Below are 11,952 nucleotides of genomic sequence, written 5' to 3' on the forward strand. Positions count from 1 at the left end.
GGTCGCAATGCGCGGCAGTTTACCTTATTTCCGGTTTCGGCTTTCGCCACTGTGGCAGGCTGATCAGCAGCACCGCGCTGATGATCACCAACATTGCCAGGGCTTCTTCCATGCCGATGGTCTCGCCGACAAACACAATCCCGAGCAACACTGCCACCGCCGGGTTGACGTAGGCATAGCTGGTAGCGGCTGCCGGGCGCACGTGCTTGAGCAGGTACATATAGGCGTTGAAGGCGATGATCGAACCGAACACGGTCAAGTACGCCAGGGCCAGCCAGCCTTCCAGCGGCGGCATGGCTTGCAGGTGTTCGCCGCTGACGGCGCTGAGCACCAGCAACACGGCACCTGCAATCAGCATCTCTGCCGCACTGGCCATGGCGCCTTGAGGCAGCGGCAAATGCTTGCTCCACACCGAACCGAAGGCCCAGGCCGCCGCCGCAAAAATCAGCAGGGCCGCCCCGGTGGGGCTCGATTGCAGGTTGGAACCCATATTGAGCATGGCAATGCCGATAATCCCCAACACCACCCCGGCCCATTCCAGACGGGTATTACGCGCACCCCAGAAATAACCGCAGAGCAAGGTGAACAGCGGCACGGTCGCCACCGCCAACGCGGCCACGCCGGACGCAACGCCCGTGTGCTCGGCCACACTGACCGCGCCGTTACCGAAGGTCAGCAGCAAAATGCCGATCTTGCCGGCGGCCTTCCACTGCACCCAGGTCGGTGCCGGGGCCCCACGCCAGCGCAGGAAGGCATACATCAGCGCGCCTGCCGTCATGAAGCGAATTCCCGCCAGCAACAGCGGCGGCCAGTACTCCACACCAATGCGAATCACCAGGTAGGTAGACCCCCAGATCACGTACAACGCAAAAAAGGCGGCGATCAACGGTAAGGGAAAGCGACGTGGGCCAGGCATTGGGCAGCTCTGCGGCAGGACAAGGGAGCGTTATTTTAGAAATCCCCGACTGTAAACATAAGTTACAAAACCTGTTTAAAGCGCCAGTACACTTTTCAAAACACGGTTATCAAGGCTATAAACCGTGCTTTCGAAAGCCACGCATTCCCGGAGCCTTATCATGGACAAATACGACCGCATGCTTCTCAGCGCCCTGCTGGAAGACGGCCGCGCGTCCTACGCGCAATTGGCGCGCACGGTAAACCTCTCGGCGCCCGCCGTGGCCGAACGGGTGGCGAAGCTGGAAGCCAGTGGGGTGATTACCGGGTATCAGGCCAAGGTCGACCTGTCGAAGGTGGGGTTGCCGATCCAGTGCGTGATTGAGTTGCGGTTGACCAATCATGGGAGCCAGAAGGTGTACGACGCGCTGTCGGAAATTCCCGAGTTGACTGAATGCCATCGGGTGACCGGGGATCCGTGCGTGATCATGCAGGCGGCGGTGGGCTCGATGCCGGAGCTGGAGAGTTTGATCAATCGGGTGGCGAAGTTCGGGTTCAGCAAGACCTCGATCATCTTGTCGAGTGCGATAGAACGGCGGGTGCCGCTGGGGCAGTTGGAAGGGAATGGGAAGAATGGTGGGTGATCTATCGCTGGACTGCCTACAACCTCGATAGCCATGCTTTCTGTGGCGAGGGGGCTTGTCCCCCGTTGGGCTGCGCAGCAGCCCCAGCAGGCTCACCGAAGTCTTTCAGTTAGATAGTGGAGTTTTTGGGAGGGGCTGCTTCGCAGCCCAACGGGGGACAAGCCCCCTCACCACAGAGAGCCCCTCTCCAAGAAAGTACCCAGCCACAGGGAACGGTGCAGGAATCAGAACCCGCGATGCTTCTTCAGATGATCATTGATCTTCGCCGCCGGAACCTTCTGCAAGCTGCACAGCAATTCGTGTGACAACTCCCGCAACCCGTGGGTGCGGCGCAGTTCCTCGGCCAGGTGTGCGGTGAGGTTGGCCGCCATCTCCGCATCCGCCATCGCCCGGTGAGCCTTGCCGGTGTGGGGCAGTTGGGCAAATGAGGTCAGGGTGCCGAGCTTGTGATTCGGCGCCGCCGGCATCAAGCGCCGCGCCAGCAACAATGAACAGGCAAACTTCTGCAAACGCGTACGGCGGATCAACCCCAGCTCGAAGTCCCAGAACTTCTGGTCAAACGCGGCGTTGTGCGCCAGCAGCGGCGTGGTGCCGACAAACTCGTTCACCTCGTTCATCACCCGCTCCGCCGACGGCGCCGTGCGCAGCATGGCGTTGCTGATGCCGGTCAGTTGTTCGATAAACCCCGGCACGCGCACGCCCGCATTCATCAGGCTCTGGTAGCGGTCCACGATCTGGCCCTGCTCCAGGATGACCACGGCGATTTCCGTGGCCCGGCAGCTGCTGCTCGGCTGGATGCCGGTGGTTTCAAAGTCGATGACCGCTATACGTTCCAAACCTGTTCCAACTCCGTCAAAAATCTATTTAAGCAGCAACGCGCCTTCGATCGGCACGTAGCGGCTGGCGGCGCGTATCAATGAGTTGGCCGTCAGCCCCGGCACGCCGTAGGCCACGGCTTCGACGCCGTGCTTACTGATGATGCGGTCCAGCAGCATGTCGAAATCACCGTCGCCGGAGGCCAGCACCACTTCGTCGACATGGGCGGCGGCGTCCATGATGTCGATGGTGATGCCCACGTCCCAGTCGCCCTTGGCCGAGCCGTCGCTGCGCTGGATGTAGGGCTTGAGCTTCACGGTAAACCCGAGGTTGCGCAGGATCTGCTGGAATTGCTGCTGCTTGCTGTCGCCACGGTCGATGGCATAGGCGTACGCCTCGACAATCTGCCCGCGCTGGCTGATATCAGCCCACAGGGCGGCGTAGTTGAAGTGACAGCCGTACGCCTGGCGCACGGTGTAGTAGAGGTTTTGTACATCGGCGAACACGGCTATCTTTTTCACCGCAAATCCTCATGACACGCGCATGGACCCCGGACTCAAAGGCCCGGAAAGGTTGCCAGTATGCCAGCCACACGGAAGTTTCCGAGAAAAATCAGCCCGGGGCGACGAAGCGCCCCGGTTGAGTGTGGGTCAGACGAAGGAATCGTCGTCGCCAAAGGAGGAGGAGTCGTCGGAATAGTCGTTGTCGGCGAAGCTGTCGGATGAGTTGTCGCTGCCCCAACTGTCGTTGCCGGCAAATTTCTGGTCGTCGTTGCCCCAGTTGCTGTTGTCGCTGGCAGGCGCCGGCTCTTCGCGGATGATCTCTTCAACCACTTGAGGTTGTTGCGAGTTGTGGCTGAACAGGCTGCTGATGCCTTCTGCCAGCATCACACCACCGGCCACGCCGGCTGCGGTTTTCAGTGCGCCGCCGAGGAAGCCGCTGCCAATCGGCGCTGCGGGTGCCTGTTGCGGCTGTTGGTAATTCTGCTGGGGCGCGCCGTAGTTCTGCTGCGGTGCAGGTTGCCCGCCAAACGACGGACGCGCCGGTTCACGCCAGCCACCGCCGGAAGACGCAGGGGCGCTCTGGGCCGGCTGCGGGTCGCGGGAGCCACCGCCAAAGATGCTCGACAGGAAACCGCCACTGCTCGGGGCAGGCTGCGCCGCCTGGGATTTGGCCTGTTGCAGTTGGTCCTGCAATTGCCGGATCTGCTCGGCCTGCTGCTTGTTCTGCGCATCAAGGCTCTTGATCGCATGCTCTTGCACCAGGATCGACTGGGTCATGTAGTACGCAGCGGCCGGTTGGCGAGTGACGTGTTCCTTGATCCGCGCTTCGGCCTGGGCGTCGCGGGGGGCTGAGTCCGTTTCGGCTTGCTGCAACCGTGAAAACAGTCCATCGATCAGGGTTTGCTCTTCGCTGTTCATGGCGACCTCGTTAGATTGCCGGTAGAAATCTTCGCCTTGCCCACTATGTGCAAGGTACAACCCAGTTATGGGGCTGTTACTGATTGTTTCAATGGTCTTTACGCAAGGTTTACGTTTGCTTGCATCTGGTCATGATCGGTTAAAGTAACGCCCTTGCTTTTCGGCCTGTGAAGACCCTGATGAATCCGTTAGACGTACTGCGCGACTCCTTCTTCTTTTTCAAGCGCAACCTGGGCGCCATCGTGCAGTTGTGCCTGCCGTTGGTGATCGTCGAAGCCCTGCTGCAACAAGTGCTCGACCACACCCTCGGCCCGGATGCGTTTCCCGGCTACAGCGTGATCGTCGGCCTGCTGGTGTATCCGCTGTACACCGGCGCCCTGATCCTGTTCCTCGACGCCCGCACCCGTGGCGAATCGCCACGTACCCTGGACGTGCTGGCCATGGCCCTGACCCTGTGGCCGCGTTTTGCCTTGCTGACGGCCGTCAGCACGCTGCTGATCCTGCTGGGCTTGTCGCTGTATTTTCTGCCCGGCCTGTGGTTGATGGTGGTGCTGGCCTTCGCTGAATACCTGCTGGTGCTGCGGGGCATGTCGGCGTTGTCGGCCATGAAGGAAAGCCTGCGCCTGACCCGTGGGCATTTCTGGCGCATCCTGGTGTGCCTGCTGTGCGTGATGACCCCACTGTGGTTGCTCAAGGGCGCCAGCGTGGCGGTTTACCCGGACCCGAACCCGCTGCTGGGCCTGCTGATCGACAGCGCACAAAGCTTCCTGCAGTTGTTCACCAGCGTGGTGTTGTTCCGCCTGTTCATGTTGATTGGTGGCGACGCCGACGCGCGGTGATATGCTCCGGGCCTTGTCCTGCAACGCCATAAGCCGAGCCGATGACCCGACTACTGCGCATTACCTTGCTGGGCCTGCTGATTCTCGCGGCCCTGCTGACCGGCTTGATCTACAGCCTGACCTGGCGCCCTGCCGACAAGGAAACCCTGCCCATCCGCTGCGTCGCGCCCCGCGCACCCACCCTGTTGCCGGGCCAGGCGCTCAAGGTGATGACCTGGAACGTGCAGTACCTGGCGGGCAAGAACTACGTGTTCTGGTACGACACCCCGGACGGCAGCGGCCCGGACGACCGCCCCACCGTTGAAGACATGGCCGCCAGCCTCGACGAAGTGGCGCGAGTGATCCGCGACGAACAGCCTGACATCCTGCTGTTGCAGGAAGTCGACGAAGGCGCCAAGCCTTCCAGTTACCAGGACCAACTGGCCCTGCTCCAGGAGCGCCTGGCCGATCTCTACCCGTGCAGCGCCCAGGCCTTCGACTGGAAAGCCGACTTCGTGCCCGACCTGCACATTTTCGGCAGCGTCGGTCGCAAGCTGGTGACCATGAGCCGCTACCAGATCGAACACGCCGAGCGCCTGCAATTGCCGGTAGCACGCGCCAACCTGATCAGCCGTCAATTCCAGCCCAAACCCGCGTTGTTGCTGACCTACCTGCCGCTGAGCGATGGCGGCCAGTTGGCCGTACTCAATACCCGCCTGGACGGCACAGCCCCTGCGCACAACGCGGTGCAGGAACAGGTGCAGGCAACCGTCAAGCTGGTGGATAAATTCGAGAGCCGTGGCACGCCATGGCTGATGGGTGGGGATTTCAACCTGTTGCCGCTGGGGCAATTCCTGCGTCTGGACGCCGGCAAACGCGGGCAATATTCGCCGGACAGTGAACTGCATCTGCTGTGGGAAAAGTATCCGATGATTCCGAGTAACAGCGAATCCAGCGGGATTGATCGGAACCAGTGGCTGACGTATTTGCCGAACGACCCGACTGTAGAGGGCCCGGATCGTACGCTGGATTATCTGTTCTACAGCTCGCGGATCAAGAAGGTCGAGGCCAAGGTGCGGCAGAGCGATACGGTGCGTATCTCCACTCACTTGCCAGTGATTGCGCGGTTCCTGTTGCCGGCTGCGCAGTAAGCCACGCGGCAAAACAGTGTGGGAGCTGGCTTGTGTGGGAGCCGGGCTTGCCCGCGATGCAGGCACCTTGGTCTGTCCGACACACCGAGGTGATGCCATCGCAGGCAAGCCAGCTCCCACAGTTGATCTTCATCGCGCTTACTTTCTTGGTTTGATCCGAGCCGTAGGTTCAGCAATCAACGGATCATCCGGCCAGTAATGCTTCGGATACCGCCCCTTCAAATCCTTCTTCACCTCGGCGTACGTACTGCGCCAGAAGTTCGCCAGATCCTGCGTTACCTGCACCGGGCGCCTTGCTGGCGACAACAGGTGCAGCTTGACCACCTGCCGTCCGCCGGCAATCCGCGGCGTGTCTGCCAGCCCGAACAATTCCTGCAGGCGCACCGCCAGAATCGGCGGCTGCTCGCTGTAGTCCAGACGCACCGACGAGCCCGATGGCACCTTCAGATGGTGCGGCGCCAACTCGTCCAACCGCGCAGGCAACGGCCACGGCAGCAGGTTATGCAGGAAGCTGGAAATATCCAGATTGGAAAAATGGCTCAGGCGCGACACCTTGCCCAGGTACGGCATCAACCAATGTTCCAGGCTGGCGAGCAAGGCGCTGTCGCTGACATCCGGCCATTCACTGGCCTTGCCGGTGTCCAGATGACGCAGCAGCATCACCCGCGCCTGCCATTGGCGCAGCTCCGGGGTCCAGGGCAGCAGTTCCAGGCCTTTGCGTCGCACCAGGTTGACCAGCGCCTGGCTGCGGGCAGACTCGTCGAGGCCGGTCAGCGGCTCGCGGCTGAGCACCAGCTCGCCGACCTTGCGCTGGCGTTCGGCGCGCAGCACGCCTTCGCGTTCGTCCCAGTCGAGTTGGTCGACATTGCGCACCTGCTCGGCCAGCACCGAGTCAAACAGCGCCGGGTCAAAATCCGCCGCGAGGTAAATCCGTTCTTCGCGCTGGCCCTGGCGGCTGCCCAAGTCGGCGATCACCAGCCAGGGTTGTTTCATCAGGCTGTCGGCTTCGGCGAACAGTGCAGCACGGCCGTTGGCCAGGCGGTATTCAGCCCCGCCGGCACGCCGCTGCTGGGCGACGCGGTCCGGGTAGGCCAGCGCCAGCAAGGCGCCCAGCCAGCGCGGGTGATCGGGATCAGCGACCGGCTGCTCGGCCTTGCCTCTTAAATAACCACGGTATTGCCGGGCCAGTTGCCGGGCGCGCTGCACGCCACCTTGGGTGCCACGGGCCTTTTCTTCACCGGACAACAACGCCAGCCGGCTGTGCAAGTCCGCACCGGCGCCGCGCAAGATATCGCGCTCACCCAACAGCGCTGCCACGTCACACGCCATGTGCGCCAAGCCCAAATCCTGACCACGCAACAGCAGATGGGCGATGCGCGGGTGCGCCGGCAACCCGGCCATTTTCTGGCCGTGGGCGGTCAGCTTGGCGTCGCTCAGCGCGCCCAATCGTTCGAGCAAATCCTGAGCCTGTGCATAAGCTGCGGTGGGCGGAACGTCGAGCCACACCAACTGAGTCGGCGCCACGCCCCAGCGACCCAGTTGCAGGGCCAGGCCGGAAAGATCGGCCGAGAGAATTTCCGCGCTGGAATACGCCGCCAGCCCTTCATGTTGATCCTCGGACCACAACCGGTAACACACCCCCGGCTCCAGGCGCCCTGCCCGGCCGGCACGCTGGGTGGCGCTGGCGCGGGAGATGCGCTGGGTGTCGAGGCGGGTCATGCCGCTGCCCGGGTCGAATCGCGGGACCCGCGCCAGCCCGGCATCGATCACCACACGCACGCCGTTGATAGTCAGGCTGGTCTCGGCAATGTTGGTGGCCAGCACCACTTTGCGCTTGCCGGCGGGCGCCGGGTCGATAGCGGCGCGTTGGGCAGCCAGGTCCAGTTCGCCGTGCAGCGGGCATAGCAGCACCTCGGTGTTATCGCCCAGCGCGTCAGCCAATTGCTGATGGACGCGACGAATCTCGGCCTGCCCCGGCAGGAAAACCAGCACGCTGCCGGTCTCGTCGTGCAGGGCTTCCAGAAGGGTCTGCACCAACCGTGGCTCGATAAATTCGCCGGGCTGGAATGGCCGCCCCCAACGCATCTGCACCGGGTACATGCGCCCTTCACTGCGCAGGATCGGCGCATCGTCCAGCAGGCCGGCGAGGCGCTCACCTTCGAGGGTGGCCGACATCAGCAGGATTTTCAGCGGCTGCTCGTCGCGAAACAGGTCCCGGCCATTCAGGCTCAGGGCCAGCGCCAGGTCGGCGTCCAGGCTGCGCTGATCGACTTGACCGATTGCACGATCCTGTCAAGATCTCCTAACTTCCTGAAATACAAGCCTTTAGTGACGATTAAAACGAGCAGAATCAATTGACAATCATCAGAAAAACCGCATTCCTAGCCAACTATCCGTTCAGGGCACTATCGCGAGAGGTCGTCGCCTTGATGGAGCGCGTTGCTAAAGGCTACAAAAGCCCATCGGCGGTGCTGATGAAGCTCTTCGAATGTTATTGCGATCTGCAGGGCGCGAAAGTTTCGTACCTCAGCTTATCCAGTCCCTCATACCAAAATCTGGCTCGAGGCTTCTTGGGGGCTCTAGAGAGCACTGATTTCGTTGACAACGGCAAGTTGTCTCGGTGGGTATTCATTCGTGCGTTCGCTAATACCCACAACCTCATTCGAGCAGAAGTACCCGGCATGCAGGAGCTGCGGGTTGACCCAAGCAGCATGGCGAGCAACGTCTCGCTGTGGCAAGCGCAGCGCTCCAAATTGGATGAAGAAAGCATTAGGTACTGGAATGGGTGGGGAATCCCCTCTCAGCAAAAGGGGCGGGAGTATTTCCTCTACCTGCCGTGCTTGTGGGTAAGCCACGGTAAAGAATTTACGGAGGAATTCTATCGCCACTGGCAGCTTCATTTTAAAAAGTATGCTCAACCTCCATACACGGTGTTGAACAAGATGGCCAAGTACCTTTCGGAGCACGGCGAAGATTGGCCACCTGTAACGTTCCAACATCCCCGGATGATCAAGGCGTTCTTCTTGGCTTTCATGAAGGATTACTTCCTCACTGCCCACAAGCAAAAGAACAACATGAACGCACAGATCCGAAGCTGGAACTCGTTCATCACCCAATGCGAGGAGGCTTTCATCGATCCGGGTGTGTGGGCAATGCCATTTCAAGGCGGCCTTCCCAAGCCCATTGCAAGGCCTGACCTGGGCATTGGAACACATAAGAAAATGCGCGAAGATGGCGTTATTGTGCATGAGAAGCTGATTACGCCAGTTCCTCTTCACGTGACCGACGAAGAAGCAATCGAGATCATCTTCCACAACATCGAATCTGACATCTCGGTCGTAAAACTGTGGGCCACTGAACAATGCCGACAGCTGTGGTCTAGAGTTCAGGAGCGTAAAGCGCTAGCAAAACTTGGTGAGGCCATTCTACGGCACGGCAGTACAAAGTCAGTAGAACAACTGGGCCTGGAAAACATCTGCGCTACGTTTGAGCAAGACGGGTTTCAGACTGACAGCAATTATTTGACGACCCGTTTCGGAAGTGGCAACAGGGTCGAGGTAGCCAACCTGCTTGGCCTTCCAACTTCCGATAAACTTTTTCCCTATCAGTGCTTGCTTGTCACCCAGCACCCAGAGATCACTCCAAGTTTTCTGCTGAAATTTGCTGTCTTTGACGACAATGGAGACTATATCGGATTTATCAAAACCGATACCGGTGCCAACCTCATCGGCTACAAAGATCGCAAAGGCAAAAAAAGAAGTGAGCAGGTGATTGAGCTCACCGCTGAGTCCCAGCAATGGATCGAAGAGATCATCGAGATCACTGAGCCGTTGAGAAAGTTTCTGCGCAAGGAAGGAAACCCCATATGGAAGGAACTGTTTATTAGTTGCGGCCAGGGTTTTTCCTTTCCAAGCAGCACGGCTGTTGCGATCTGGAACCGCTGGAGGTTCGAAAATAGCCCAAAGGTTTATGAAGACCTGCAGCCTCAATTCGCCCCTTACGAACACCTGTTACGCTGCGACTTACAGCTGTTCCTTGAAAGACTATCGCTTGTGACTATCCGTTCGTCCTGCGGGGTGGAAATCTATCTGCGTACAAAAAGCGTTGTCGAAATGTCCAAAGCACTCGGGCATACGCGCTATGACGCTGAATTGCTGAAACGGTATCTCCCTGATGCGATCCTGGCGTTCTTCCAGTCTCGATGGATTCGTATATTCCAGCGCAGCTTCATATGCGAGGCCATGAAGGACAGCCCTTACTTGCTTGAGGCGACAGATTTCGCCACCATGAATGAGCTCCACACCTTCCTGAAGAACCATGCATTGAAGGACATTCCAAGTTATCTCGTAAACCCTGAAAACAAGCCAAGCCCAAAACAAGTCGAGTCACAAAATAGCCATATCTACATTTCGATTGATGTAGGGATCATGACCGCAATGCTTTCACTTGAAGCAGCCGTCAAGAACCCTAAAAAAGACCAAGAAGTGTGTGGCCTTGCAAAGTATTGGGCAGACGTTTCAAAAGCTGTAAGTGACGAAATCGAACGCGGCAGCGACCCTCTGCTAAAAGAGCACCTCAACACAGCCAGGATTCACTGCAACCCGTCTCAAATGGAGAAAGTTATTTATGTCGCTGCCGCCTGAGTTGGATTTCCTTGAATGTTTTTTCGTTGACCCATACGAAGCTTCCAGATCGGCTGAGTGGCTGCTCAGCGACTTCGACTCTAACGTCTGGGAATATAGCTTCGGCTTCAAAGAGACGAAGTTTATCCATTGGGATGTGAAACTTAACGACGGCAGCAGCCTAGTCGACAAAAAGAATAAAGAACTGCTGGAAGGATTCAAATACTTCCTCACAGGCTCAACTCAGGCCAATACCGCTCCGGGCCCAAAAGTCCAATGGGCCAGCGAGCTTGCCCGCGCAGTTCACATCGTCGACTTTCTGCTATTGAACGCCGAACAATTCAAACTAGCACAATATGGGCTAGCTGGATTGGGCCGAGATAAATTGAAGCTGATTTTGTCGGAAATCGGCTCCAGCAAAGACACTGCCGAGTCTATCTATGGTTGGTCAAAGCGCATGTCGCTTTACGGCCTCAGTCTCGCGTTGAAAACTAGCAAAACTGAAATCGCACACGCGATTTCCCAATGGCCTGAGTTGGCAGTCATCACTCCAGAACAGCTTGATGAAAACACACTGGACATACCGCTCGAATTGATACCTCAAGTCAGGGCTGCTCTATACTTGAAGGGATTGTACCGTGCGTCTCGTGACAAAGGGCATAATCCAAATTCTGCACGACTGTCGAACGAGATTTATAGAAATACACTTGGCGGTAGATTTCAGGATAAGCCTATTATTAGGATCTTGGCTGTCCAAAGTGAGGATGACTTCGTTCGAGAATATCCTCCAATCCCCGTCGCCACGGGAGCCCGAGACAAAATGGGTGATATCAACTTTAGCGAATATAGAAGGACGCTCTACGGCCTCGGAGGTCTTCATGACCTTGGGCTTCCTGCGCCATCAACAGAAGATTTGATAAGCGCAAAGAATTTCACTATTGATACGGCGAGCGCTGGTAGATTCCGCACGCTACCATCCCCAGTCGTTTTCAGTGCTGTCAGAAATTCCATTGAGTTTTATCTTAAGCATGGATCAAAAATCGTAGATGGGTTTTGCCGTACGATAATGTACTGCAAAAAGGAAAACATCCCGTGGAGCAAATTGACAGACCAGCAATTCAAAAAGGTAGTTGGTGAAGAGTTGACCTCAATAGGCGTCGAGAAACTTGGGATTTCGCGGCGTGCGGTTGACACGCCGTATGCTAGCGAGCTGAAGGGAACTAAAACCGAGTATTTTACGAAACTGCGTTCCAATTACGGATTGATTGAATTAGTGAAGATACTCATTGGTTGCACTCAGGTTGTTACTGGGGCATTGATGGGCCGGCGTATTGAATCGCCCCGGATTCTCTAGACACCTTGCAAGCTCATTGCGTAACGCTTTTCAAACTCTACCGGTGACAGCTGATTGTTGAAACCATGGCGGCGTTTTACGTTGTAGAACATCTCGATGTAATCAAACACATCACTCAGAGCATCTTCCCTCGTGGTGTAGATTTTTCGCTTGATCCGTTCCCGTTTCAGAAGCTGGAAAAAGCTCTCGGCCACGGCGTTGTCATGACAGTTGCCTCGGCGACTCATGCTGG

The 11,952-nt window shown here is 58.0% G+C and carries 10 protein-coding genes and 1 pseudogene; 5 read left to right on the forward strand and 6 right to left on the reverse strand.

The window, feature by feature from the left end:
• Positions 1 to 19: 19 nt before the first annotated feature.
• Positions 20 to 916 carry a drug/metabolite exporter YedA gene (gene yedA / locus P3C29_RS29075; protein WP_010174826.1) on the reverse strand — a complete coding sequence of 299 codons (897 nt, stop codon included), beginning with the start codon at positions 914 to 916 and terminating at the stop codon, positions 20 to 22.
• A gap of 160 nt (positions 917 to 1,076) precedes the next feature.
• On the opposite strand from yedA, the gene P3C29_RS29080 reads away from it, so the two are divergent.
• A complete protein-coding gene (locus P3C29_RS29080) occupies positions 1,077 to 1,538 on the forward strand; it encodes an Lrp/AsnC family transcriptional regulator (RefSeq protein WP_177043328.1) in 462 nt (153 codons plus the stop codon).
• Positions 1,539 to 1,762: 224 nt separating this feature from the next.
• Here P3C29_RS29080 and P3C29_RS29085 read toward each other — a convergent pair whose 3' ends face one another.
• From P3C29_RS29085 to P3C29_RS29095, 3 genes are all read right to left on the reverse strand, one after another.
• Entirely contained in the window at positions 1,763 to 2,374 is a 612-nt protein-coding gene (locus P3C29_RS29085; protein WP_003215504.1) for a 3'-5' exonuclease, read from the reverse strand.
• A 24-nt stretch (positions 2,375 to 2,398) separates the two neighbouring features.
• Positions 2,399 to 2,875, reverse strand: a complete 477-nt coding sequence (locus P3C29_RS29090; protein ID WP_003215502.1) for an NYN domain-containing protein — start codon at positions 2,873 to 2,875, stop codon at positions 2,399 to 2,401.
• Positions 2,876 to 3,004: 129 nt separating this feature from the next.
• A complete protein-coding gene (locus tag P3C29_RS29095) occupies positions 3,005 to 3,775 on the reverse strand; it encodes a DUF2076 domain-containing protein (RefSeq protein WP_010174816.1) in 771 nt (256 codons plus the stop codon).
• Positions 3,776 to 3,954: 179 nt separating this feature from the next.
• On the opposite strand from P3C29_RS29095, the gene P3C29_RS29100 reads away from it, so the two are divergent.
• On the forward strand, positions 3,955 to 4,614 hold the full coding sequence (locus tag P3C29_RS29100; RefSeq protein ID WP_275966064.1) for a YciC family protein: 660 nt from the start codon (positions 3,955 to 3,957) through the stop codon (positions 4,612 to 4,614).
• Positions 4,615 to 4,655: 41 nt separating this feature from the next.
• Positions 4,656 to 5,744, forward strand: a complete 1,089-nt coding sequence (locus tag P3C29_RS29105) for an endonuclease/exonuclease/phosphatase family protein (RefSeq protein ID WP_275966065.1) — start codon at positions 4,656 to 4,658, stop codon at positions 5,742 to 5,744.
• A 138-nt stretch (positions 5,745 to 5,882) separates the two neighbouring features.
• On the opposite strand, the pseudogene hrpB reads toward P3C29_RS29105, so the two are convergent.
• Positions 5,883 to 8,086, reverse strand: a pseudogene (hrpB, locus tag P3C29_RS29110) (ATP-dependent helicase HrpB); the annotation flags it as partial.
• 12 nt (positions 8,087 to 8,098) lie between these two features.
• Here hrpB and P3C29_RS29115 point away from each other — a divergent pair.
• Together P3C29_RS29115 and P3C29_RS29120 are read left to right on the forward strand one after the other, a co-directional pair.
• The gene (locus P3C29_RS29115) at positions 8,099 to 10,387 is read left to right on the forward strand and encodes a hypothetical protein (RefSeq protein ID WP_275966066.1); all 2,289 of its coding nucleotides are present in this window, start codon (positions 8,099 to 8,101) and stop codon (positions 10,385 to 10,387) included.
• A complete protein-coding gene (locus P3C29_RS29120; protein ID WP_275966067.1) occupies positions 10,371 to 11,720 on the forward strand; it encodes a hypothetical protein in 1,350 nt (449 codons plus the stop codon). The genes P3C29_RS29115 and P3C29_RS29120 overlap by 17 nt, the downstream gene beginning before the upstream one ends.
• On the opposite strand, the gene P3C29_RS29125 is transcribed toward P3C29_RS29120, so the two are convergent.
• Positions 11,717 to 11,952, reverse strand: a 236-nt coding sequence (locus tag P3C29_RS29125; RefSeq protein ID WP_275966068.1) for an IS3 family transposase, incomplete at its 5' end; no start/stop codon positions are given. The two genes, P3C29_RS29120 and P3C29_RS29125, sit on opposite strands and share 4 nt — an antisense overlap.

The sequence above is a fragment of the Pseudomonas sp. 1912-s genome, from assembly GCF_029269205.1.
Lineage (GTDB): Bacteria > Pseudomonadota > Gammaproteobacteria > Pseudomonadales > Pseudomonadaceae > Aquipseudomonas.

What these genes read in the sequence shown, in the direction of transcription:
- yedA (WP_010174826.1), bottom strand. Translation starts at nt 916, where the DNA reads ATGCCTGGCCCACGTCGCTTTCCCTTACCGTTGATCGCCGCCTTTTTT.
- P3C29_RS29080 (WP_177043328.1), top strand. Translation starts at nt 1,077, where the DNA reads ATGGACAAATACGACCGCATGCTTCTCAGCGCCCTGCTGGAAGACGGC.
- P3C29_RS29095 (WP_010174816.1), bottom strand. Translation starts at nt 3,775, where the DNA reads ATGAACAGCGAAGAGCAAACCCTGATCGATGGACTGTTTTCACGGTTG.
- P3C29_RS29100 (WP_275966064.1), top strand. Translation starts at nt 3,955, where the DNA reads ATGAATCCGTTAGACGTACTGCGCGACTCCTTCTTCTTTTTCAAGCGC.
- P3C29_RS29105 (WP_275966065.1), top strand. Translation starts at nt 4,656, where the DNA reads ATGACCCGACTACTGCGCATTACCTTGCTGGGCCTGCTGATTCTCGCG.
- P3C29_RS29120 (WP_275966067.1), top strand. Translation starts at nt 10,371, where the DNA reads ATGTCGCTGCCGCCTGAGTTGGATTTCCTTGAATGTTTTTTCGTTGAC.